At 62.6% G+C, this 24,150-nt stretch carries 15 protein-coding genes; 11 read left to right on the top strand and 4 right to left on the bottom strand.

What is annotated here, in order from left to right:
• Nucleotides 1-10: 10 nt before the first annotated feature.
• Nucleotides 11-1,630, bottom strand: a complete 1,620-nt coding sequence (locus GYH35_RS13015) for a ShlB/FhaC/HecB family hemolysin secretion/activation protein (RefSeq protein ID WP_161828617.1) — start codon at nt 1,628-1,630, stop codon at nt 11-13.
• A gap of 390 nt (nt 1,631-2,020) precedes the next feature.
• On the opposite strand from GYH35_RS13015, the gene GYH35_RS13010 reads away from it, so the two are divergent.
• From GYH35_RS13010 to GYH35_RS12975, 8 genes are all read left to right on the top strand, one after another.
• Nucleotides 2,021-2,665 carry a c-type cytochrome gene (locus GYH35_RS13010; protein WP_161812251.1) on the top strand — a complete coding sequence of 215 codons (645 nt, stop codon included), beginning with the start codon at nt 2,021-2,023 and terminating at the stop codon, nt 2,663-2,665.
• Nucleotides 2,662-3,819: a cytochrome-c peroxidase gene (locus tag GYH35_RS13005; RefSeq protein ID WP_161812250.1), complete on the top strand. Its 1,158-nt coding sequence runs from the start codon at nt 2,662-2,664 to the stop codon at nt 3,817-3,819. The genes GYH35_RS13010 and GYH35_RS13005 overlap by 4 nt, the downstream gene beginning before the upstream one ends.
• A gap of 3 nt (nt 3,820-3,822) precedes the next feature.
• Nucleotides 3,823-5,337, top strand: a complete 1,515-nt coding sequence (locus GYH35_RS13000; RefSeq protein WP_161812249.1) for a parallel beta-helix domain-containing protein — start codon at nt 3,823-3,825, stop codon at nt 5,335-5,337.
• 54 nt (nt 5,338-5,391) lie between these two features.
• On the top strand, nt 5,392-7,842 hold the full coding sequence (locus GYH35_RS12995; RefSeq protein ID WP_161812248.1) for a TonB-dependent receptor: 2,451 nt from the start codon (nt 5,392-5,394) through the stop codon (nt 7,840-7,842).
• Nucleotides 7,843-7,910: 68 nt separating this feature from the next.
• Nucleotides 7,911-9,347 (top strand): aldehyde dehydrogenase family protein, encoded by a 1,437-nt coding sequence (locus tag GYH35_RS12990; RefSeq protein ID WP_161828616.1) that lies wholly within the window; start codon nt 7,911-7,913, stop codon nt 9,345-9,347.
• A 109-nt stretch (nt 9,348-9,456) separates the two neighbouring features.
• Complete coding sequence (locus tag GYH35_RS12985) at nt 9,457-10,164, top strand: hypothetical protein (protein ID WP_161828615.1); 708 nt, start codon at nt 9,457-9,459, stop codon at nt 10,162-10,164.
• Between the two features lie 35 nt (nt 10,165-10,199).
• Nucleotides 10,200-11,153: a pectate lyase gene (locus GYH35_RS12980; RefSeq protein ID WP_161828614.1), complete on the top strand. Its 954-nt coding sequence runs from the start codon at nt 10,200-10,202 to the stop codon at nt 11,151-11,153.
• A gap of 285 nt (nt 11,154-11,438) precedes the next feature.
• Nucleotides 11,439-15,320, top strand: a complete 3,882-nt coding sequence (locus tag GYH35_RS12975) for a hybrid sensor histidine kinase/response regulator (RefSeq protein ID WP_161828613.1) — start codon at nt 11,439-11,441, stop codon at nt 15,318-15,320.
• 12 nt (nt 15,321-15,332) lie between these two features.
• On the opposite strand, the gene GYH35_RS12970 is transcribed toward GYH35_RS12975, so the two are convergent.
• Nucleotides 15,333-16,898, bottom strand: a complete 1,566-nt coding sequence (locus GYH35_RS12970; RefSeq protein WP_161812570.1) for a fatty acid--CoA ligase — start codon at nt 16,896-16,898, stop codon at nt 15,333-15,335.
• Between the two features lie 23 nt (nt 16,899-16,921).
• Entirely contained in the window at nt 16,922-17,839 is a 918-nt protein-coding gene (locus GYH35_RS12965) for an oxygenase MpaB family protein (RefSeq protein WP_161812243.1), read from the bottom strand.
• 179 nt (nt 17,840-18,018) lie between these two features.
• Between GYH35_RS12965 and GYH35_RS12960 the strand changes: the two genes are divergently transcribed.
• Nucleotides 18,019-18,765, top strand: coding sequence for a helix-turn-helix transcriptional regulator (locus tag GYH35_RS12960; protein WP_161828612.1), 747 nt, complete (start codon nt 18,019-18,021; stop codon nt 18,763-18,765).
• Between the two features lie 62 nt (nt 18,766-18,827).
• Here the strand turns inward: GYH35_RS12960 and GYH35_RS12955 are convergent, their stop codons facing one another.
• Nucleotides 18,828-21,236: a TonB-dependent receptor gene (locus GYH35_RS12955; protein ID WP_202624284.1), complete on the bottom strand. Its 2,409-nt coding sequence runs from the start codon at nt 21,234-21,236 to the stop codon at nt 18,828-18,830.
• A 228-nt stretch (nt 21,237-21,464) separates the two neighbouring features.
• Between GYH35_RS12955 and GYH35_RS12950 the strand changes: the two genes are divergently transcribed.
• Together GYH35_RS12950 and GYH35_RS12945 are read left to right on the top strand one after the other, a co-directional pair.
• Nucleotides 21,465-23,669: a xanthine dehydrogenase family protein molybdopterin-binding subunit gene (locus GYH35_RS12950; RefSeq protein ID WP_202624283.1), complete on the top strand. Its 2,205-nt coding sequence runs from the start codon at nt 21,465-21,467 to the stop codon at nt 23,667-23,669.
• Nucleotides 23,669-24,139 carry a (2Fe-2S)-binding protein gene (locus GYH35_RS12945; protein WP_161828611.1) on the top strand — a complete coding sequence of 157 codons (471 nt, stop codon included), beginning with the start codon at nt 23,669-23,671 and terminating at the stop codon, nt 24,137-24,139. Before GYH35_RS12950 ends, GYH35_RS12945 begins: the two co-directional genes overlap by 1 nt.
• Nucleotides 24,140-24,150 lie beyond the last annotated feature (11 nt).

The following is a 24,150-nucleotide window of genomic DNA, read 5'->3' as shown; positions in this document are numbered from 1 at the left end:
AGTCTTCTAATTAGAAATACGTCGCAGCGTGCAGCCAGCCGCGTGGGGATTTGTCGCTGTCGCTCGTGGCTCGCTCATCGCCGAGGCGCCAGGCCACACTTGCCTTCAGGCTCCAGCTCGATGCGCTGCTGAGATTGAGGCCGACGCCAGCACCGGTAAGCTCGCGATGATTATCGGCCACGCTCCATGGGTCTTTGCTCAACCTTGCCTGGCCGTGATCGATGAAACTCGTGAGCTGCCAATCACCCAACAACTGCAGCGGTAAACGCAGCCGCGCTTCGAGAGAGAACAGCTGCGCTTCATCGGCCGCTGCTTCGCCTTGCGGATAGGCGCGCACGCCGTATGCACCACCGAGCGACATCTTCTCGGCCGAGTCGAGATTGCCGTTGGCGAGCTGCCCTTCATAAGAGAAGTACAGACTGAACGCCGGTGTGAACGACTGCAGGCGCTGATAGCCGAGGTTCCATCTACCGAAGTGCCCGCCCGACCTGGCGGTGAATGAATCGAGTACACGGCTGAGTGGATCGAGGTCGAGACGCCCGCGCGTATAGTGGACCCCGAACGCATTCGCACCCCGCCCTGCCGAGTCGCGGAAGTCGCCGCTCAGGCCCAGCGTCCAGTTGTGCAAACGTTTGTCGCTCGCGACGTCGAACGCCCCGAGCCGGTCTTCCAGATCCTTGTCGTCGTACTGCAGCTCGCCGGCGAGGTTGAAGCCGCGACTACGAATGAAGGGCTGCTGCAAATGCAGGCTCGCGACCTTCGCTGTACCATCGGCGTCGAGCGCCTCGAATTCGTCGCCCAGCGCATAGTCGAGCCACGCATATGACACGCCCATTCGCGTGCCCCACGGCGTGATCGGCAACTGATAGCCCGCGCGCACGTGATACAGATCCTCCGCGCTGGCCATCGCATCCACGCTGAGCCGATCGCCCACATTGAGCGGGTTGTTGAAACTGACATTTGCGCCGGCTCGTGCCGCACCGGTGGCGCGATTGCCGTAGGTATCCGCGCTGAGTGCGCCGGTAAACCGCCGCCCGCCTGTTACATCGACCAGAAGGTCCGAGGTGCCCACCGACGCGCCCGGCGTCAGCGTCGAACGGATATCGACGCCCGGCAGATCGGCAGCCAGCAACAGCGCGTGCTCGAGCTCCGACGTCGAAAGCGGCTCATCGGTTGGCAGACTTCGCAGGGGTGCGAGGGCCGGACCTTTGACTGCGCCTTCATTCTCGATCCGCACCTGCGAGAGCCGACCTTCCAGGATCGCGATCTCGACCACGCCGCCTTCGATCTGCTGCGCCGGCAGGTAGGCGCGAGTCAGCAGGTAACCGCGCTCACGATAGTAATTCGTCAGGAGCTGCGCCACGCCTTGCAGCTGCGCGAGACTGAGTGTTTTGCCTTCCGCCTCGGAGGCAATCGCGGCGTGTAGCTGCTCAACGGGAAAACGCGTTGCGCCTGTGATGTTGAGGCGCGTGACCGCGATGCTTTCGCCGACCGGCAGCTTGATTGCCGGACGCTCTTGGACTTGCAGCGGTACTTTGGACTGCTCCGGCGCCGGTGGCTCCGGTGCGACTTGCTCGAGCAGTCGACCGGCATCTGGACGTGCCTGGCCGAAGGCAGCGGCGGGAAGCATCGGTGCGCACCACAAGACGCATGAGAACAGGATCACACTCGATCGAGGAACGTTCGGCGAACGCTCGTCTTCCATGAACCTCGCCACCGTCGCTGGTCGCATCGCTTGAACGTCTCGTCAGCCGTGAATCCTCGCAAGCATGTGCATGCACGAGAGTTTTTTCTGTGAAACAAGGTTCAGTTTGACAATTCCATGCCTGCTTCGAGCTGGACGTATTCGTGGCGTCCGTCGCCGGGTTGTATACGACGGATGCGAGAGTCGCGAACATCACAGTCCCACTGTCCGACAGTTTTCGAGGGCGGCAGCGACATCATCTGCACCCCGATTGCAATCCGTTCGTAGGTCGGGTATCAAACGCAGCAGCAATCAACATAAAGCATCTCTCTGTCGATGCTCATAAGCCACTCTCGGGGATTCGCGGTCACGTCATGGATCGGCACTCTGTTGCTGATGTACGGCGCCGGTGCTTTCGCTGCCGAAGGCGAGCAACTGTTTGCACCGTGTATTGCGTGCCACGGCAGTAAAGGCGAAGGCAACGCCACGCTCAACGCACCCGCCATTGCCGGCCAGGACGCGGCATACCTAGAGCGACAGTTGCTCAACTACCGCAATCGCCGACGCGGCGCTGATAAATCCGATGCACTCGGCGCTCAGATGCAGGCGATGGCGACGACGCTCGCCGATGACGCGGCCGTCGCGAAAGTTGCGAGCTATGTCGCGAGCCTGCCGAAGACGGTGAATGCAGCGCCCGCCCCCGGAAATCTGCACAATGGAAATAACCTTTACCAGGGCAAGTGCGGCGCTTGCCATGGCGGCAAGGCCGAGGGCAATCCAGCGTTGAAGGCGCCTCGACTCGCGGGTCTCGATGCAGCCTATATAAAGCGACAGTTTGCGCACTTCCGTGACGGAGCGCGCGGCACGGATCCGAAGGATGCGCCTGGAAGGCAGATGGCCATGATGGCCAAAACGCTGCCGACAGAACGCGATCTCGACGACATCATCGCGTTCATTCATCGGCAGGGCCGCCCGAAATGATTCGCGCGCTCGTGTTGCTCATCGCGGCCATCGGGACCGCTGGCGCAACCGGGCCGGCCGCGACGGATTTCACGCTCAACACCTCTTGCCCGCCGGGATTCGAGAAAACCAAAGCCGGTGTGTGCGAGCTGCGCACGCTCTATCAGTTCTACGACTCGCTCGAAAATCGCGGCCTCGGCGGCACGCGCACCGCTCTGCCGCCGCACCGGGACGGATTCACGCCCTATCAGATCGATCTCGGCCGCTATCTCTTCTTCGATCCGGTGCTGTCGGGCGATGGGACTCTGTCCTGTGCGAGCTGCCACGATCCTGCCCGCGGCTTATCCGACGGCCGCGCCAGGTCGATTGGCATTCACGGCGAGGACGCAGGCCGCGCAGCCCCGACGTTGTGGAACGTTGCATTCCTGAAACGCTTCTTCTGGGACGCACGCGCGAACTCTCTGGAAGCGCAGGCTCCAGGCCCGCTCTACTCGCCACGCGAGATGGGCAACTCGCCGACTCAACTGCTCGCGAGCCTGAACGGCAACGCGACCTATCGCCGACTGTTTCAGGAAGCATTCCCCGGTCAGCGCGGCCCAATCGCCGAGAAAGAGGTTTTCACCGCGCTCGCTGCTTTCCAGACCTCGCTCGTATCGCTCAACAGCCGTTACGACCGTTATGCGCACGGCTACGACGCTGCGCTCTCCGATCGTGAGATCGAAGGCTTGAATGTGTTCCGCTCATTCGTCGCGCGCTGCTCCGAGTGCCATACGCCGCCCCTGTTCACCAACGAGCAGATCGCGGTCATTGGCATGCCAGAGCCTGAAGGCCATACGTTCGATGTGGGCGCCGAAGCCATCCTGCACAGCCCGAAGCTGAAAGGCGCGTTCAAGGTACCCACGCTTCGAAACATCACCCGCACCGCGCCCTATTCCCATTCCGGCGCATTCGCCGACCTGCGCGGCGTCGTGGATTTCTATAACAAGGGACGCGGCAATGCCGTGCCCAAAGACATGCACCTTTACTTGCACTGGCACATCTCGGATCCAAAGCTCACGGACACCGAGGTCGATCGGATCGTGGATTTTCTGGGCGCCTTGACCGACGAGACGTTCCTGCCGCAAACGCCGGCACGAGTCCCGTCCGGTTTAGCTCCCACCAAGCGAGGAGAATAAGAGATGAAGAAGGGCCTCATCATCGGATTGCTCGTGGCTGCAGTGGCGTTCGGCGCCGGCATGTTCTTCGGGCGCAGCGGCAAACAAGAGATGACGATCAGTTCGTCCACGCAAGGCGCCAGCTACAGCGGCGGCTTCAAGGGCGAAGGCGGCGCCGCCACGACTGGCATCACATCGGTCGCGGGTCCGGCGCCCACCAACGTCGTGGTCGTCAAGGACGGCGAATCGATTCAGGCGGCAATCAAGGCGGCGCCGAAGGGAACCATCATTCGCGTGATGCCCGGCACGTATCACGAAACCGTGTACGTCGACAAAGACGACATCCGCATCATCGGCGTGATCGAAGCCGGCCGCCGTGCCGTGCTCGACGGCGAGAAGAAACTCAACGACGCCATCCTCTACTCCGGCAACAATTTCGTCGCCGAGAACCTGGAGATCCGCAATTACAAGGGCAACGGAATCATGGGCCAGGCCGGCAACAACTTCGAGATCCGCAACAACGTGATCGTGGACTCGGGCGTGTACGGCATTTTTCCGCAGCTCGGCCAGAACGGCATCGTCGAGCACAACGTCGTCTCGAAGATCGCCGACGCAGCGATCTATATCGGCATGAGCGACAACATCCTGGTCGCGCACAACGACGTGTTCGACAGCGTCGCCGGCATCGAAATCGAGAACAGCCGCCACGCCATCGTCGAGCACAACTACGTGCACAACAACACGGGCGGTCTGCTCGCGTTCGTCACGCCCGGCCTGCCGATCAAGGACACCGTCGATGTGATCTTCCGTAACAACTTCGTGGTGGGCAACAACCACCCGAACTTCGGCGCGCCCGGCTCCACCGTGTCCGGCATTCCGGCGGGCACCGGCATCCTGGTGATGGCGGCCGACGACGTGGTCATCGAAGGCAACATCATCTCCGACAACAAGGTTTCCGGCATCATCGTCACGGATCATGCGCACGCCCAGAACATCACGGCCGATCCGGAATCGGAGCCGAACTCGGATCGCGTGAAGATCCTCGATAACGTGATGCTCCGGAACGGCTACGACACGATCACGGAGGCCAAGGCGCTGATGCTCGCCGAGGGCAAGATGGGCGCAAAGAACCTGGACATCGTGCGCGTCGGCCCGAGCCCCGGCAGCTGCATCATCAATCGTCATCAGTATGTGACCGTGGGCGTGAGCGACTTCACCGAATGTGACTTCACCAACACCTCGGCCACCGTAAATTACCTGCTGCCGCCTGTGCCGCCGCGCGAGATCAAGCCTGGCGAGCGCGGCAAGGTCGTGTATCTCGGCATCTGCACCGGCTGCCATACATACAACGGCCGCATGATCGGCCCGCCGGTGCAAGTGATCCAGGCGCTGTACATGGACAATCCGCAAGGACTCGCCGACTACATCGCGAAGCCGGCGAAGAAGCGCGACGACTATCCTGAAATGCCGCCGCAGGACTATCTCGATCCCGAGACGCGTCTCGCAGTGGCGCAATACATGCTGCAAGTGACGAATTGAGAACGAAATGACCCATGCTTGATAACTAATGACTGGCCAGAGGAAGACAGGCTCATGATCAATAGCAAGAACAGGCTCGCGTACGCTGTAGCCGCGGTGCTGACGGGGACGGGATTCGCGGTTGCGACGCCAGGCGTCGCACTGGCGCAGGAAGCGACCGGCGACAGCATCGAGGAAATTCTGGTGACCGCGCAGCGTCGCACACAGTCGCTGCAGGACGTGCCGATAGCGATGCAGGTCGTGGACAGCGCGCTGATCCAGGACGTTGCCGCGGAAAACATGGGCGATCTGAATGGTTTTGTGCCGGGCCTGGTCATCTCGGACGGCAGCCCGACACAGCCCCGTTACCAGATTCGCGGCATTCAGACGGGCGATTTCGGCGTCGGCACCGATCCTGCCGTGGGTGTGTATGTCGACGGCATCTATGCAGCTCGCTCCGGCGCATCGCTGCTCGCATTCAACGATATCGAGCGCATCGAAGTGCTGAAAGGCCCGCAGGGCACGCTCTTCGGACGCAACAGCGCCGCCGGTGCGATCTCGATCGTCACTCGCCAACCCGAAGACGAGTTCCACTCGCTACTGCGCGTACGTGTCGGCGAGTACGGCAAGCAGTACTACGAAGGCATGCTGAATACTCCGCTCGGCGAAAATGTCGCGGTTCGCATCAACGGCGTTTATAACAAGAGCGATGGCTGGCTCGAGGACGCAGCCACCGGACAAGACCTCATGCCCGAGGAGAACTGGGCAGGCCGGGTCGCGCTACGCTGGAAACTTTCGGACCAGACGAGCGCGACGCTCTCCTGGGACCATGACGACCTGGATCAGCTGGCGCGACCCGCGATCGGTCTCATTCCCCTGCAGGCCGGCCAGACGCAGGTCCCCTTCCCGGCCGATCCCGCCACGTATCTCGATCCTCGCAAGGCGCCGGTCTACAACGACGTGGTCGGCAACGAAGAATCGCGTCAGCTCGACCAGGTAAACCTGTTCATCGACCATAGCTTCGCCGCGGCGGACTTCCGTTCCAGCACCTCGTGGCGTCAGTTCGACACGGTGAATCGCGAGGACGAGGACGGCACGAATCTGATCGGCGTGTACTTCGACACGGCAAACATCGAGGACAACGAGAGCTTCTATCAGGAGTTCAAGCTCGCCGGCAAAACTGACAGCATCGATTGGGTCGGCGGCGTGAGCTACTACAAGGAGAAGGCCAATCAGATCAGCGACACGCACACATTCACCGACGGCATCGATACCCTGGCGACGAACCTCGGCATCTACGACGAACTCAGCATCCCGTTCCCGCTGTTCGCCGGTACGAGCAACTTCCTCGAGCCGTTCGGGGTCACCATGCTCGGCATGCCGTGGCGGGAAGCGATGTACAACCGCGGCGACTTCGAAGCGTTCGCGGCGTTCGGCGACGTGATTTGGCACTTGAACGACAAGACCAACCTGACCTTCGGTCTGCGCTATACGCACGACAGCAAGGAGTTCACGTGGATCAACGGTCCACACGAAACTCCGGAGCTCGACGCGGTCGTCGCGGGACTCGAGGATGTATTGGTCCCAGTCGCCCCGGGAGTCGAGCTGCCTTTCTTCACGGTCTTCCCGATCCCGCCCGAGGCGTATCGCTTCGCGGACGTCATCTTCGCGGTGGACACACCGCCCGGCGGCCTGACCAAGAAGGACTCCTGGGATGACGTGAGCCCGCGCCTGGTGCTCGACTACAAGGTCGTGCCGAACGTCATGGTGTTCGGCTCGCTCGCGAAAGGCTACAAGGCCGGTGGCTACAACAGCACCGAAGTCGGTTCGGAGTTCGAGAACGAGGACGTGTGGAACGTCGAGACCGGCTTCAAGAGCGTGTTCCCGGAGGCGGGCGTGATCCTGAACGCTTCGGCGTTCTACTACATCTATGAAAACAAGCAGTCGATCGCGCTGGTCAGCAACGTCGAAGGCTCCGATATTCCTCAGTACCTCATCGATACCAGCGACGAGAAAGCGTGGGGTATCGATGTTGACGCACAGTGGCGGCCGGTCGACCAGCTCAGGCTCTACGCCAACGTTGCTTACATCGACGCGACCTACAAGGACAAGCTGACGCGCGGCGAAGATCCGCTCGACCTCTCCGGCGAACCGACGGGTGAGCCCTACCTCAGCGCGGCGCTCGGTGCGAGCTATGGATGGGCACTCGGGGCCACGGGCGATGTAGAGCTGTCCGGCCGTTTCGCCTATCGCGGCAAGTCGCGCTGTAACGCGGACTCCGAACGGCAAGGCAACTGCGCGCTGCAGTCGATCTTCAAGGTCGGCGAAGCGACGGAGCGTCTCGATCTGCGACTCGCCTGGACCAGCGCAAGCGACACGTTCGGTCTCGCGGCTTACGTGACGAACGTGCTGGACGATCAGTACGTGACGGGCATCAACAACCTCACGACCAACACGTTCGGCACGCCATTCGCGTCGATCTCCGAGCCCCGCCAGTGGGGCGTCGAAGCGACCGTCTCGTTCTAACGTCGCAACCAGAGTGCGCCCCGCCTTCGGGCGGGCGCACTCTGCTGAATCTGAATCTGGAGCCACTGATGAATGCCACGCCCGAGCGTGAGAGCGTCGATGCTTCCGTTGCGAGGCTGTTCGAATCTCACGGCGCAACTGCATTGAGGTTGAGACAGTCCACCGCCGCCGAGCGGCGCCTCAAGCTCACCAAGTTGCTCGCGGCAATTCTCGAGCGCAAGGACGCGCTGCTGGAAGCCGCTCACCGTGACTTGGGCAAACACCCCACGGAAACCAACCTCACCGAAGTGCTGCCGCTGGTCGGCGAGTTGAAGCACGCCATTGCGAAACTGAAGCGCTGGATGAAGCCGCATCGGGTTGGCCCGACGATGGCGACGCTCGGCACCCGCTCGCGCGTGATGTATCAGCCGAAGGGCCGATGCCTTCTCATCAGTCCCTGGAACTATCCGTTGAGCCTGGCCCTGGGCCCGCTGGTCTCTGCCGTCGCCGCTGGCAATACGGCAGTCCTCAAACCCTCGGAGTTCACGCCTCACACCAATCGCGTCATCAAGGACATCGTCGGCGCAGTGTTCGCGGCCGATGAAGTCGCCATCGTGGAAGGAGCTGCGGACACCGCTACCGCCCTGCTCTCTCTCCCCTTCGATCACATCTTCTTCACCGGCTCACCCGCCGTCGGCAAGATCGTCATGGCAGCGGCAGCTCGCAATCTCGCCTCGGTGACGCTGGAGCTGGGAGGCAAATCGCCTGTCATCGTGGACGCGAGCGCCGATCTGCGCGGGGCCGCCGAACATATCATCTGGGGAAAGATGGTGAACGCCGGCCAGACCTGCATCGCGCCGGACTATGTGTACGTGCACCGTGACGTCGCCGATCGCTTTGTCGAGCTCTGTCGCAGCACTATCGCCCAGCGCTACGGCGACACCGACGCCGCGATCAAGGCCAGCCCCGATTTTCCGCGCATGATCCATCGTCGGCATGCAGAACGCGTCGCTCGACTCATCGACGAGGCTGTGCAGTCCGGCAGCCAGCTCGCGTTTGGCGGCGCCTCCGATGCCGAATCTCGCTATGTCGGACCGACCCTGCTGCGAGACGTGCCGGCGGGTACACAGATTCGCAAGGAAGAGATCTTCGGCCCGGCGTTGCCCATCCTCACCTTCGATTCGCTCGACACCGTCATCGCGGAGATCAATGCGGGCACAAAGCCGCTGGCGCTGTATGTGTGGAGCAAGAGCGAGCGCACGATCCAGGCGATCGAAACGAACACCAGCTCCGGCAGCCTGTGCGTGAATCTGTGCTTGCAGCAGTTCGCGCAACACAACTTGCCCTTTGGCGGCGTCAACACCTCCGGCATCGGCAATGCGCACGGCTTTTTCGGCTTCAAAGCGTTCTCGCACGAGCGCGCAGTGATGTCCGCCGGCCCGCTGTCGGCCCTGGAGATGCTCTTCCCGCCGTACGATGCACGCAAGCGCCGCCTGAGCGAGCTGCTCATCAAGTATGTGACGTGAGTGTTTTCCCTGATCGTTTCCCCTGAGCCTGTTGATCCCACAACACGGGTCGCCAACGAGCGACGCAATTGGTAATTGCCGGCAGGGCCCGATCACCTAAAATTCCGCGGTGATCTACGATTCCTTTCGGCACTCGAGCGCCGCCTCGCGCAAACTATTGGCCGCCCTCGTCGGCGGCGACCTGCTGTTCATGGTCCTGCACTGGCTGCATGTCCACACCGGCCTGCTCACGTCGGAGCTGTGGTCCATCGGACGCGATCGCGGCTTCGGCGAGATGTTCCAGTATCTGAAGTACGCCGGCGTCATGCTCGCGCTCGCCCACGTGTTTCGCAGAACTCGCCTGCCGGTGCTGCTGCTGTGGATCGGCGTGTTTGGATTTCTGTTGCTCGACGATTCCATGCGCATTCACGAGCGCTTCGGCCTGGGCATGATGGCGTGGGCGCACCTTCCCGATTTCGGCGGCCTGCGCGGCCGGGACTTCGGCGAACTGATCTATGCAGCAATCGGCGCTGTGATTCTCACGCCCGTTCTGGTGGTCACATACATCCGCAGCTCGCCAATGGCGCGCGCCATCTCCGCCGACCTGCTTCTTCTGTTGATCATGTTGCTGATATTCGCAGTCGGCGGCGACACTATACATCGGCTGCTGTCGAGCACCGCGTTCGACACCCTGGCGGGCCTCGTCGAGGACGGCGGTGAGATGCTGGTGCTCAGCTTGACCTGCTTTTACGTCTGCACCTTGTACGTATACATCTCGACGGGAGGCGCTTGTACGGTGCATGACACCGGTGTCAAGGGGGCTGGCCGCCGGCATTGAATCGTTTCAAACATTCCACGGATAGGAGATGGACAATGATTCGCAAGTTGTTTCTTGGGGGATTGCTGCTGGCGGCGGCGAGCACGTCCTGGGGCGCCATCAACCTGACGGCCACGGCAGGCGGCGGCCAGGTCTCGCTGAGCTGGTCCTACTCCGGCAGTACACCCACCGTACAGGAGATCTACCGCGATCTGGATTCGAACCCGAACGGACGCGTACGCATCGCCAGCGTGAGCACCAGCACACGCAGCTATGTGGACACCGGCGTGAGCGGCGGCACGACCTACTATTACTGGATCAAGAACACCGTCAGCGGCGTCGCTGAAAATTCCAATGTGGCATCGGCCACTCCCTCCGGCAGCGGCGGCGGCACGATCTCGGGCTCGTCATGCGGGACGAGCGGTGCGCAGACCACGGTGAATGCAACGATCCGTGTCACCAGCGGTACATACGATGGCGGTTGCCAGCGTTTCAATGCCGGCTCGGCGCTCGGCGATGGCAGTCAGTCCGAAGGTCAGCTGCCGGTGTTCCGAGTCGAGAACGGCGCGACCCTGCGCAATATCGTGATCGGCACCAACGGCGCAGATGGCATCCATACCTACAACGGCGCCGTGCTCGACAACATCTATTGGATGAACGTGGGCGAAGACGCGATGACCATCAAGTCTTCGGGCACCACGACGGTGCGCAACATCGAAGGCTACGACGCCGACGACAAGTTCTTCCAGATCAATGCCGCCTCCACCTTGAATGTGAGTAACTGCATCATTCATCGCGCCGGCAAGGTGCTGCGGCAGAACGGCGGCACCACGTTCCAGATCAACGTCAGCGTCGATCGCTGCGACATCAACGATATGGGTGAAGGCGTATTCCGCACCGACAGCTCGAGCAGCACGGCTCGGCTGACCAACAGCCGCCTGCACGATGCCGGCACGGTCTGTATCGGCCCATGGTCGAGCTGCACTCAATCCGGCAATACGAACTATTGAGATTGGAATGTTTTGGCGCGCCGTGGGCCCCGCCTCACGGCGCGCCCGCTTGCCGGGCAGACGGGCTTCACACTTTCAAGCGATCGATCCGACGCCGCCGACGAAACGACTGATTGGTTCCTTAGGCCCGTGGCGGGCAAGCCGATACTTCGTGCGATGCACTCCCCTGCACTCACACGAATGGACGCGAGCGGGCGACTTATGTCGCGCCAGATCCTGCGGGCTCTGGCATGGCTAGTCCTTTGCCTGATGCCGGGGCCGGCATTGTCCCTGACGCCGAGCAAGATGCCGAGCCAATACGTGCTCGACAGCTGGCAGCTCGACAAGGGATTGCCGCAGAACTCGCCAATGTCGCTGGCGCAGACTCGCGATGGCTATTTATGGGTGGGCACGCAGGAAGGTCTGGCCCGTTTCGACGGCGTGCGCTTCGTCGTGTTCGATCGGCGCAGCACGCCACAGCTCGGCAGTAACTTGATCACGGCGCTGCTCGCCGATAGTCACGATCGCTTGTGGATCGGCACCTCGGCGGGCCCCGCAGTGCTACGCGCCGAGCAGTTCGAAACCGTCGGCGACCAGACACCGCTCGCGACCGCTTCCATCTACGACATGATCGAAGATGAGCGCGGCGATGTTTGGATAGCCACTGAGCAAGGCTTGTTTCGCGAGCACGGCGGCGCCGTCGAGCCGGTGCACTTGAGCAGCCACGGGCCGACCGGCCGCATCCGCGCCGTGCTCGAGGATCGAAGCGGCACGCTCTGGGTAGCGACGGCGCTGCAGGGAATATTGCGCATCGATAATCGTCAATCGAGCTATGCGCCGCTGCCTGCCCCGATCCCAGCGTCGGTGAACGCCAGCGCGCTGCTCGAAGATCAAGACGGCTCGATCTGGATCGGCACCGAGGAAGGCCAGTTATACAAACGCACCGAGAGCAGCTTCCAGCGTGTGCCCTTGAGTCGAGAGATCGGCGGCACCGTGCGCGTGCTACGACGCGATCGAGACGGGAGCCTGTGGATCGCGACCACGGGCGGCGGTCTGTTTCGGCTGATCGGCGCCCAGCTCACATCGCTGCGTTCGGGCGCCATACCCTCCAACGATGTGCGCGCCTTGCTGGAAGATCGCGAAGGCAGCCTTTGGGCCGGCTCCTACGGCGGCGGCTTGTTACGTCTGCGCGATGGCAAGTTCACATCGTTCGGGCTCGACGAAGGCTTGCGCGGCAACCTCGCCTGGACCATCGCACCCGGCCGGCGGCAGGACGCGTGGATCGGCACCGATGCGGGCCTGAGCCACTACGTCGACGGCAAGTTCGAATATCTCTCGCCGCGCTTCGGCATCGAGAACGTCCGCGTGCGCACCGTGCTCGAGGATCGCAGCGGCGCCCTGTGGGTCGGCACTCAGGGCCGGGGCGCTTACCGATATCACGAGGGCAAGATCACCGAATACAGCGAGCGCACCGGGCTGTCCGGCAATCTGGTCAAGGCGATCATCGAAGACTCGCAGGGCCGCGTCGTCATGGCGACCGACAAGAGCATCGATATCTTCGAGAACGGAACGCACCTGCCAACTCCGGCGGCGATCGCGCAACTCGGCGCGATCACCAGCGGCGCTCTTCACGAGGATGCGCAGCGTCGACTGTGGATCGGCACGGATGCGCACGCCTTCTATATGTTTGCAGACGGCGCAGTCACCGCCTACACGACCGCCGACGGCTTGCCCGGCAACCGTGTGTTATCCATGCACGACGACGGACGCGGCGGGCTGTGGCTAGGCACGACCGGCGGGCTCGGACGCATTCGAGACGGCAAGGCGATCTCGCTCGCCCGTGGCGCCGGTCCGCAGACAGAGACCGTGCTACAAATTCTGCGCGATCGGCGTGACACCTATTGGATCACCACCAATCGCGGTCTGTTCGCGATCGCCGAGCACGATCTGGAAACGTTCGCTTCCGGAGAGTCGCCGACGCTCATCTATCGCAGCTACGGCATCGCCGACGGGCTGCGCACTTCCGAGTTCAATGGCGGCAACACGCGCCCCGGATCGCTGATGCCGGACGGCTCGCTGTGGCTGCCGACCATTCGTGGCATCGTGCGAGTCGATCCGGGCGAAATTCCCGGCAATCCCATAGCGCCGCCGGTGGTCGTCGAAGGACTGATCGTCGATGGCCAACCCATCTCGCTCGGCCAGAACGTGCGAGTACAGGCCGGCGCGACCCAATGGGAAGTGCAGTACACCGCGCTCAGCCTGGCGGTGCCGGAGCGGGTGCAGTTCCATTACCGTCTGGAAGGCTTCGATGACACGTGGATGGATGCAGGCTCGCGTCGGAGTGCGTACTTCACGCGGCTGCCACCCGGCGAATATACCTTCCACGTACGCGCCAGCAACAACGACGGCGTCTGGAACGACACCGGCGCGATGCTGCGCTTCACGTTGCTGCCGCACTTCTATCAAACAACCTGGTTCGCGGTCCTGTGCATCGGCGGGGCGCTGGGATTGGCAGCCTTGCTGTATCGACTGCGAGTCGGCCAACTCAACCGCAATGCTCAGCGCCTGGAGGCGCTGGTCGCCGAGCGAACACGCGCGCTGGCAGCAGCGAAGGAAGACGCCGAACTGGCGACGCAGGCAAAGTCGCATTTCCTGGCCAACATGAGCCACGAGATCCGCACACCGATGAACGGCATCATCGGCATGGCCGGATTGCTGCTCGACACGCCGCTCGACCGCTCACAACGCGACTACGCCGAAACGCTCCGCGCCAGCGCCGGCTCGCTGCTGGCCATCTTGAACGACATTCTGGACTTTTCGAAGATCGAGGCCGGCAAGCTCGACATCGAGCGCCTGGAGTTCGAGGTGCGCGACCTGGTGGACGACGCCGGCGCCCTCATGGCGTTCCAGGCCGCGGCAAAGAATCTGCGGTTGATCGTGCACGTACGGCACGATGTGCCGAAGCGTGTGCTCGGCGATCCGATGCGCATCCGACAATGTTTGCTCAACCTGGTCGGCAACGCAGTCAAATTCACGCAGCAAGGCCAAGTCGTGCTCGATGTCAGTCGGGACGCGGCGGGCACTGTCACCTTCTCTGTGAAAGACACTGGCATCGGCATCGCCGCCTCCGCGCTCGATCATCTGTTCATGCCGTTCACGCAAGCCGACACGTCGACGACGCGCCGCTTCGGCGGCACGGGCCTGGGCTTGTCCATCGTGCGCAAGCTGGTGGAAATGATGGGCGGTACGATCGGCGCCAACAGCACCGAAGGCCAGGGCTCGACCTTCTGGTTCAGCCTGCCGCTGCCGGTCGTTGCCGAATCGGCGGCGGCGGTCGTCAATCGCACCGGCCGCGTTCTGATCGTCGACGACAATGAACAGGCGCGCGAGGCGATTGCGGATCGATTGCGACACGCCGGCTTTGACGTTGGTTTGGCGAGCGATCGCACGCGAGCCATGGAAATGTTGCGAACCTCAGAGGCGCGCTTCGACGTCGTCTTGATCGATCATCACCTGCCGCAACTCGACGGCATTGCGCTTGGCGCAGAGATCGGCGGCTCGGTCGATCTTTCGGGCCTGCCGTTGGTGCTGCTCACCCCAGTCGACCGTAGCGGCGACATTCAGTGCGAGACCGCCGGTTCCTTCTTCGGCTACTTGACCAAGCCGGTACGCACCAGCGCCATGCTCGATTGCATCGATCGCGCCCTGCGCCCCGCGGCTTCGCATGATCAGCCCGCCTCGGCCGACCCTGCTCCTATCGTTGAGAAAGCCCGGCCTGTCGTCAGCGCACGAGTGCTCGTTGCTGAGGACAACGCGGTCAATCAACGCGTCGCGCGTCGGTTCCTCGAGCGATTGGGCTGCGAAGTCGATATCGTGGACGATGGTGCGAAAGCGGTCGAAGCGCTGGCGCGTTCGACCTACGATTTCGTGCTGATGGATATGCAAATGCCCATCATGGACGGTCTCGAGGCCAGTCAGCGCATTCGTGCTCGAGAACGCCCCGGCGAGCGTGTACCCATCGTCGCCTTGACCGCCGACGCCATGGTCGGCACGCTCGAACGCTGCCTCGCCGCGGGCATGGACGACTATCTCACCAAGCCGCTCGACGCGGCCAAGCTCGAACAAGTACTCGCGCGCTTCGTCATTAAAGGCGCCGCCGCGATTTCGCCGGCAGCCGCCGCTGGCTAAGAGATCGGCGGCTCAATTCACTCGACGCTCGCGTCCCTCCCAATAAGGTTCGCGCAACACACGACGCAGAATCTTTCCCGAAGGCCCTTTGGGCAGCGCCGTTACGAACTCGACGGACTTCGGCGTCTTGAATGCAGCGATGCGAGTGCGTGCAAAAGCGATGATGTCGGCGGCATCGGCGCTCACGTCCGCCTTGGCAACGACGATGGCTTTGACCGCCTCGCCCCATTTCTCATCCGGCACGCCGATGACCGCCACTTCCTGCACGGCTGGATGTCCGTAGATCGCGTTCTCGACTTCAGCGGGATAGATGTTTTCCGCGCCCGACACGATCATGTCCTTGAAGCGATCGTGGATATATAAATATCCGTCTTCGTCCAGGTAGCCTGCATCGCCCGTGCGCAACCAACCGGATTCATCGATGATCTGCGCCGTGGCCGCCGGCCATCGCCAGTAGCCGACCATATTGGCGACCGAGCGTGTTTCGACTTCGCCCACCTGACCCGCGGCGAGCGGTTCGCGGCTATGAGCATCGACGACGCGAATCTCCACGCCCGGCATCGCTTTGCCAGCAGCGCGCATCCGCGGACTGCCGCCAGCGATGTGATCCTCGGGAGGCAGAAAAACAATCGTCCCGGCCGTCTCTGTCATTCCGTACTGCTGACAAAAGCCGCAGCCGAAGACCTGCGTCGCCTCGCGCAGCAGATCGATTGCGATGGGCGATGCGCCGTAGAGAATGTGACGCAGCCGTCGATAGTCGATCTGCCTCACGCGAGGCTGCAACAGCAGCTGATGCAACGCTGTGGGCACGACGAACAGCCGCGAGACGCCTTCGTGTTCGATCGCATCGAGCACCTGCGCAGGATTGAACTCCCGCAGCACGATGGTTTTCGCACCGCTGAAGAAGCCAACGATGGCCCAAGCGATGCCTCCGACGTGGCCGACCGGCAGCGCGACCAGGTTCACGTCGTCTTCCCGCCATTCGTTCCATTCCATTTGCGCGCGCATGCTGTCGCGCCGGCCGCTCAGAATGTTTCGATGGCTGAGCATCACGCCCTTGGGAACGCCGGTGGTGCCCGAGGTGTACAGCTGTATCACCACCGATGCCGGATCGACCGCCAGCCCGGCATCTGACGCCGGCATGGCATCGCGCCACTCAGCGTAGCGTGCGAGGTCCGCGTGACCTCGCTCCATGGCGATCAGGTTTACGTCGCTGGACAGCGCCTGCCGGAAGGCGTCGAGCTTGTCGAACTGATCGCTGCCGACGAACACCATTCTCACATCGGCATCCAGCAGAATCTGTTGCATCTCGGCGAGCGCGAGCCGCCACTGCACCGGCACCAGGACCACGCCGGCCTTGGCCGCGCCAAACATGAGCTCGAAAAACTCATCGGTGCCCTTGCCGATGTAGGCGATGCGGTCCGCCGGCCGGCAGCCTGCGGCGCTGAGCGCATTGGTCACCCGATTGCTGGCCCGCTCCAGCTCGCCCCACGAAGTGACGTGGCCCTCAAAGGAAACAGCGATGCGCTCGGGACGATACCGAGCGTGGTAACGCACGATATCGCCCAACGCGGGCATGGCGTCATAGTCGACTCGATCGGTCACGACTGAGCGCTCGCCATCGATCCGTCCCCCGTGGTCGCCGTGAATCGTTTATAGAGATAGTTGGCCGGCAAGCCCATTCGCCGGCTCGCCAGCGTCGGCGCAGCGTTGGGAATGGGCACTCGCTCGAACAGCGCGCCGAGCGTTCTCAACAGTCGCTGTTCCCAGGGCTTCAGGCGCCATTGCCTGCCTTGCAGACCGAGCCGCTCGATCAGCCATGCTGGCAGGAGATGGATCCCGGCTCGCACCATAGTCGATTGCAGCGGCTTGAGAAACAGCGGCAGCGCGGACGTCCGCAGCACGATCTCCAGAAACTGCAGAATGATGGGATGCGCCTCCAGGTGGGGCTGCATGCGTTCGAACTGTTGCTGTTGCTCGGCCTTGGATTGCGGCGCCCCGTGCGCGAGAAACAGCCGGGCCGACGCCATCGATTCCCGGTAGAAATGATCCCGTTGCGCATCCGATAAGGGTCGGCAGTAAGCGGCATACGCTTCCATGAAGCCATAACTCACCGTGCACTGGACCCAATTCAACAACTCGGGATCGTTGGCCCGGTACGGCGTCCCCTTCGGCGTCGTTCCCTCAACGCGCGCATGCATCGCGACCACGCCCCTGATCAGCTTCTCCGCCACCGCGACCGGCGCATAGACACTCACGTGAGTCATCAGCCCGGTCCGCTGCATCCGGATCAGCGGATCGGTGGGAAAGATCGAATGTTCCCAGACGCCGGTGCGCACCCGTTCCTCGGCCAGCTCCAGCAGCACGGCGGTAATGCCGCCGATGAACAGCGAGATCGGATTCTTGAACACCTGCCAGGCGAGCGAATCGGGCGGGTACAAGGCGGGTGCGCCGCTCGGATTCAGAAAATCCACTTGCGGAACCGGTCGTCGCTGCGGGGCCCGGGGCTCGTTACTCATTTGCTTTCCTTCATTCAACGGTGAACACGCACGTCCCTATCGTTTACCCGCCCGGCCCGGGCTTTGAATACTATCGAGCCAAACAGGGGGCTCTGCCCGGCCCCGGCGGCCCACAGATCGTCGGAACGGACGACTTTCGGACCGGCCCCCGAACGGCATGATCCGGTCGGGGGACTGCAATGAACGCGATGCCATCGAGCTCGTTCGAGCCTGGGATCATCGACACGGCGCGTGAGATCGCCGCACGCGGCCGCGCCATCGGCTTGCCGATGATCGCCACCTGGGCCGACATCAGTAGCGCCCGTCCCGCGACGGTGGGCCGGAACATCCCCGTCACCACGCTGTTCGAGTTCGCCACGGATGCCCGCGAATATTGGCTACAGCCGGACCTCGCGCTCGAAAACGCCATCGTCGCCATCATTCGCTGGACCGCCGAACCGTTCTATTACGATCGCGGCGAAATCGGCGGATGGCGCACGCTGCACATCGCCCCGGAGCTGGAACGGCAGAAGAACCGCATGACGTTGAGCATTCGCGGCGCCATCGTCGCGCCGATTCATCTGCCGGGCAGCGTCATTGGCGCGGTCGTCTGGGCGACCGACCAACCGCGCGACAACGTGCGCGAACTGTTCGACAAACATGCAGCGGATCTGCACGTGCTGGCGTTGCGGTTCATTTCCGCCTGCAACGCCGCGATGTATGGCGAGCCGAGCATTCGTTCCTACCGGCTCACCCGCCGTGAAATCCAATGTCTGAAACTCGCCGCCGCCGGCAAGACCGACGAGGAGATCGCCATCATCCTCGATGTCGCCATTCCCACGGTGCGCTTTCATCTGAAGAAAGCGGGCGACAAACTCGGCGAGAGCGGTCGGATTCGCATCGTGCATCACGCGACCGCTCTCGGCTTCATCAGCATGCGTTTGTAACGCTGCGCACGGTCCGCTGCCAATTGCTCCTGCATTGCCAGCATTTCCACCATCCCTGGCGGTCAGAACTTCAGCCCGATGGTCGCGCCATAGGTCCGCGGCGGGCTGGGGAATCGGACGACCACGTTTGCGTTGCTCGCCACGGCGGTCCAATAGTATTTGTCCAGCACGTTGCGGGACCAAAGGGTGAAGGACCAGCGATCCTCCGCGCCTCGCAGTCCGATGCTGACGTTCGCAACACCGTAGGCAGGAATCTTGTAGAGATCGATATCTTCGAAGATGGTGTTCGACTTGCTTTGATAGCGGCCGTTCAAAGTCATCTCGAGATTCAGGCCATTGCGGAGCGGACGCAGGTAGAGCAGCGAGAGACTGCCCTGGAGTTCCGGGCTGTAGATGAACTCGGCGCCATCATAGTCCTGCGGCTGCCCGGCGGCGTTCGTGCCCATATAGTCCTGCACTTCCGTCTGCAGCCAGAGCGCGGTGGCTGCGATCGTGATGCCCTTCACGGGCTCCCACGTCACATCGCCTTCCACACCATACGCTTGGGATTTCGGCACGTTGTCGAGGCGAGTGAGCGCCGTGTAGATCGGATCGGCGAAATACGTGCCGATCTGCTTGTCCTCGTAGTCGTAGTAGAAAGCCGCGAGATTGGTCTGCAGGGTGCGATCCGCTCCCGTTGCCTTCAGGCCGAGCTCATAGGCCGTCAGCAACTCCTGTTTCACAGGCGCGTTCTGTCGCGCGATGTTCGCAGGATTGATCGGCGTCGTGCCCGCCTTCGCGCCACGCGACACCGACGCGTAGATCAGCGTGCTATCCGCCGGGGTGAAATCGAGCGAGGCGCGCCAGGCCACGTTGCTCTCATCGAGCGTCGAGACGATTTCATGGAACGTGCCGGTGACTGGATCGAACGTGTGGCACTGGCCGGCGGAGATCGGCGCGCTCAGGATGCCGTAGTTCTGTAGAAACAACGCACGATTCACCACGTTCACGTTCGGCAGCATGCTGCCATTGAAGTCGCGGGAGCAGCCGCGATAGTCCTGGCGATCTTCCGTGTAGCGCACCCCCGCGTTGAGTTTGAACAGATCGTTCAAGCGCCAGCCGGCGTTGGTGAAGACGCTCCAGGTTTCCGTATCGATGTTGCCCACATCTTCATAGGTGCGAAACGACCGCGCCAGGTCGGCCGCGGTGTAGCCACAACAATTGAACGGTGTCCCGAGCAGCGGCAATCCCACCGTCCGGATCAGCGACACGTTGGCGTTCTGACCGAGCAGCGTCCGATTGGAATCCAGAATCTCGTCCTGCGCGTAGTAGGCGCCGACCAGCCAGTTGACGTTCTCGGTCGCGCCTTCGATGTGCAGATCCTCGGCCAGCGAACGGATCTTGCCGGTCGCTTTCTGCACCAGGATTTCATAGGGCGCGCCGCTCCAGTCGAACAGCGCCTCGCGCTCGAACTCGTTGTAGCTCGACAAGGAGACCAGCTTGACGCTGTCGGAAAGATCCTGGTCGATGCGCAGCTTCAAACCCGTGAAAGGATTGTTCTCGCGCAGCGGTCCAGCCAGTCCTACGCCAACGCCGATATCGGTCGAGCGCACGGATTCGGGCGCCCAGTCGGCATCCGTCGCATCGTCCGGCGGATTGCTACGGATGAAGTTCACCAGGCCCGGCGCGTTGAACGGGCTGTTCGCGGTGGCCGGGGTGAAGCCGATGCCCTGCCCCGCGACGGTGTCGGATTCGTTGCGCCAATAGGTCGCCGAGAAATCGATTTGAGTGCTGTCGCCGGGCTGGATGGCCAACGACGCACGCACGCCATGTTTCGATATCTCGCCCAGCCGCTCGCCGCGGCTCGCGCTGCGCTGCCAGCCTTCGCCACTGTTCTCGCTTCGAACGGCAATTCTCGCCTGAACGCGTTCCGACAGCGGTCCGGAGATATAGCCGCCGACGTTATAACTTTGATAGTTGCCCACATCGGCGCTGACCGCCGCGGCGAAGGCATCGGTCGGCCGCGCCGTGATGAAGTTGATCAGGCCCGCCGTGGTATTGCGACCGTACAGCGTTCCCTGCGGTCCTTTCAGCACTTCGACGCGCTCCAGGTCCATGAGCGGCCCGGTATTCATGATGGGATAGGCGTAGGCGACCTCATCCACATAGGTGCCGACGGTTGAAGTGGCGGAGAGATTGATCGTATTGAAGCCGATGCCGCGCATCGTATAGGTCGGCACGCCCTGATAGCTCTGCGACACCGTGAAGCTCGGGACCACGCTGGTCAGGTCGGCGACGCTATCGACCCGCAATGCTTCGAGCTTCGAGGCATCGAACGCCTGGATCGCCAGGCCGACATCGTTGATCGATTCCGCACGCCGCTGCGCGGTGACCATGATTTCCTCGAGCGTTCCGCCCGACTCCACCGTCGATTCCTGAGCGCCGGCGGCCCTGCTGAACGCAGCCAGCCACAACAGCGACGCGAAACTCATCCCCACTCCGATTCCTCTGCGCATTACTCCCCCGCGGCTGGCGCCGTGAATGTTCATCTTTATAGGGTCGTCTTTGTATGGGTCGCGTCCTACGTTGGCAGCTCGGGCGGCCGGCGCACAGCTGTTGACCTTGATAGCAGTCAGCCGGCGGGGACCTCGCTAGGATGGGTGGCGCGGCAGGGAACTTTGGAAACAGCCGCCATTGCGCTGGAGCTCAGGGGGCCAATCGTGTCGCATCGTTTGAATCGAAACGCACCTCACGACACCACACCCGAGTCGAGCACCACTCGTCGCCGCTTCCTTCAATACACCCTCGGCGGGTCCGCGACGCTGGTCTTGGGCGGCGCGTTCGTCGGCGCCGACGACGCCGAGGCGTCAGTCTCATTGCCCGAGCTGGGCGAGATCCTCGACTTTGCCGATGTCATTCGGCTGGCCGAAACGCCCTACGCCAACAACCTGGTGCTCGAAGTCACGGCCGACAACCGCGTTCGTTTCGAGCTGCCACGACTGGATAAAGGACAAGGCATCGCTACCGCATTCGCAATGTTGGTGGCTGACGAACTGGACGCGGACTATGCAAGAACCGACGTAGTACTCAGCGACCGCCGCGCCGATCGGCCGTTTTCCATCACGGGCAACTCCGCTGCGATCCGCGCACTTTGGGGCCCGGTCCGCAGTTTGAGCGCTCAAGCCCGCGCGCGCCTCGTTACCGCCGCGGCACGCCGCTGGAATGTCAGTGCGAGCAGCTTGAGGACTTCGCAATCGAAAGTGATTGCCACGGATGGGCGCAGCGCAACCTATGGCGAGCTCAGTGCGGATGCGGCGCTGGTGTTGGTGCCGCTGATTTCCGTCACGCCGAAGTCGATCAGTCAATACAAGGTCGTGGGCACTGCGCGTCCTCGCAAGAACGCGCGTGACATCGTCACAGGCGCTCAGAAATATACGTTGGATGTCGATGTCCCAGGCGCGATGCCGACTGTGGTGGCTCGCGCTCCAGACATCAAAGGCGCCGTACTTTCATGGAATGGCAGCGTAGCCTCATCCATGCCAGGCGTGCTCGGCATCGTGCCCCTTCCAAACGGAATCGCGGTCACTGCACGAACATTCAAACAGGCGTTCGATGCGCGCGATGCCCTTCAAATCACCTGGCGCCCCGGCCCCGTTCGCGGGCTCTCCGACGCCAACGTCCGCAGCACTCTGCAACAGATCAACACGCCGCTCACGCCGGTGCTGCCCCTGGTTGGGTCGCTCACCGCCACTTATGAGTTTCCGTATCTCGCCCACGCAATGATGGAAGTCATGGCTGCGGTCGCCGATGTTCGCGGCCAGTCCGCCGAGATCTGGTACGCGTCTCAATCGCCCAACTACATCGCGGCGGAGATTGCGCAAGCCATCGGCATTCCAGCATCGAAAGTGAAGATCCACGTGCCTTTTGCGGGCGGCTCCTTTGGCCGGCGCCTGTTTGGCGAGGTCGCCATCGAAGCGGCGTTGGTCTCCAAAGCGCTGGGCAGGCCGGTCAAACTGATGTGGACACGCAATGACGATATGCGACATGGCCGATTCCGGCCGATGTCTCGTTGCGCGATCCGCGCATCGTGGCTGGCCGGTGCGACGCTCTCCTTCGAGCATCACGTCGCGGCGGCGAGAAACGACTTCAGGCACGGCCTGGGCGACGCGCTGAGCGCCGCGGGCGTCAACGTAGTGCCCGACCTGTTCAATCAAGTGGGCTTCGTCACCATGATCTCGCTGCCCTATCGTTTCGGCAGCACCAGCACCAAGCTGGTGGAGCGAGAGTTCAATGTGCCCACCGGCAGCTGGCGTTCGGTGTACTCCGGCGTCATGACCGCGGCCAATGAGATCTTCATCGATGAGATGGCGCGGGCGCGAGGTTACGACGAAGTCGACTTTCGTTTGCGTCATCTGGACTCCGCGGCGGCCGAGCGTTGTTTGCGGCACGTCGCATCGGCCGGTTCCTGGGGACGCGCGATGCCACCGGGGCACGCGCAAGGCATTGCCATCCACGCGGAGTATCGCTCGGCGGTCGCTTATCTCGTCGAGATCGACACCACCGGTCCGGAGCCTCGCTTGTCGAAAGCGTACTGCGCCGTCGATGTCGGCGTGCCGGTCAACGTCAGCGGCCTGTCGGCTCAAATGCAGGGCTCGTTGATCGATGCCTGGTCTTCGATGTTTCGTGCCGGCAATCACCTCGACGACGGCCGGATCCGGGAAGGCAGCTTCGGTGACTTTCTCTGGTCGCGCATGAACCACTCGCCGATCACAACCGAGGTGCATGTCTTTCCGGCAGAAGCTGGAGCGCAGCCCGGTGGAGCTGGCGAACTCGGCATCACCGCGGCCGCTGCCGCTTGTGTCAATGCTTATGCCCGCGCTACCGGCACGCGGCCGCGTCGCTTTCCGATTCAGGAGTTCGCCTGATGCCCGTTTACACCTTGACGGTGAATGGTGAAGAACGCGTCGTCGACGCGCCGGCGGACATGCCGCTGTTGTATGTGCTGCGTGATCTGCTGGGGATCACTGGTCCCAAGTACGGTTGCGGCGTAGGCATCTGCGGCGCGTGTACCAGTCACATCGGCGACAACGTCGCGCGACCCTGCATCGTGCCGATCCAGAGCATCGGCGCTCAACCGGTCACCACGATCGAGGGACTCGCGAACGGCGGCGTGCTGCATCCGGTTCAACAAGCGTGGATCGATGAAGATGTCGCGCAATGCGGGTTCTGTCAGCCGGGCCAGATCATGACTGCAGTTCGGCTGCTCGAGCAGCACTCGAATCCAACGGACGCGCAGATCGATGCTGCGATGTCGGAGAACGTTTGTCGCTGTGGCACGTATGTGCGCATTCGGGCTGCGATCAAACGGGCTGCGGCCGCGAGCGGATCAAGATGATCGACAACTAG

This window comes from Steroidobacter agaridevorans, assembly GCF_009932555.1.
GTDB lineage: Bacteria > Pseudomonadota > Gammaproteobacteria > Steroidobacterales > Steroidobacteraceae > Steroidobacter > Steroidobacter agaridevorans.
Note: the sequence above shows the minus strand (reverse complement) of the source record. Positions and strands in the feature narration are given on the sequence as shown.

What these genes read in the sequence shown, in the direction of transcription:
- GYH35_RS13015 (WP_161828617.1), bottom strand. Translation starts at nt 1,630, where the DNA reads ATGCTTCCCGCCGCTGCCTTCGGCCAGGCACGTCCAGATGCCGGTCGA.
- GYH35_RS13010 (WP_161812251.1), top strand. Translation starts at nt 2,021, where the DNA reads ATGCTCATAAGCCACTCTCGGGGATTCGCGGTCACGTCATGGATCGGC.
- GYH35_RS13005 (WP_161812250.1), top strand. Translation starts at nt 2,662, where the DNA reads ATGATTCGCGCGCTCGTGTTGCTCATCGCGGCCATCGGGACCGCTGGC.
- GYH35_RS13000 (WP_161812249.1), top strand. Translation starts at nt 3,823, where the DNA reads ATGAAGAAGGGCCTCATCATCGGATTGCTCGTGGCTGCAGTGGCGTTC.
- GYH35_RS12995 (WP_161812248.1), top strand. Translation starts at nt 5,392, where the DNA reads ATGATCAATAGCAAGAACAGGCTCGCGTACGCTGTAGCCGCGGTGCTG.
- GYH35_RS12990 (WP_161828616.1), top strand. Translation starts at nt 7,911, where the DNA reads ATGAATGCCACGCCCGAGCGTGAGAGCGTCGATGCTTCCGTTGCGAGG.
- GYH35_RS12980 (WP_161828614.1), top strand. Translation starts at nt 10,200, where the DNA reads ATGATTCGCAAGTTGTTTCTTGGGGGATTGCTGCTGGCGGCGGCGAGC.
- GYH35_RS12975 (WP_161828613.1), top strand. Translation starts at nt 11,439, where the DNA reads ATGCCGAGCCAATACGTGCTCGACAGCTGGCAGCTCGACAAGGGATTG.
- GYH35_RS12970 (WP_161812570.1), bottom strand. Translation starts at nt 16,898, where the DNA reads ATGCCCGCGTTGGGCGATATCGTGCGTTACCACGCTCGGTATCGTCCC.
- GYH35_RS12965 (WP_161812243.1), bottom strand. Translation starts at nt 17,839, where the DNA reads ATGAGTAACGAGCCCCGGGCCCCGCAGCGACGACCGGTTCCGCAAGTG.
- GYH35_RS12960 (WP_161828612.1), top strand. Translation starts at nt 18,019, where the DNA reads ATGAACGCGATGCCATCGAGCTCGTTCGAGCCTGGGATCATCGACACG.
- GYH35_RS12955 (WP_202624284.1), bottom strand. Translation starts at nt 21,236, where the DNA reads ATGAGTTTCGCGTCGCTGTTGTGGCTGGCTGCGTTCAGCAGGGCCGCC.
- GYH35_RS12945 (WP_161828611.1), top strand. Translation starts at nt 23,669, where the DNA reads ATGCCCGTTTACACCTTGACGGTGAATGGTGAAGAACGCGTCGTCGAC.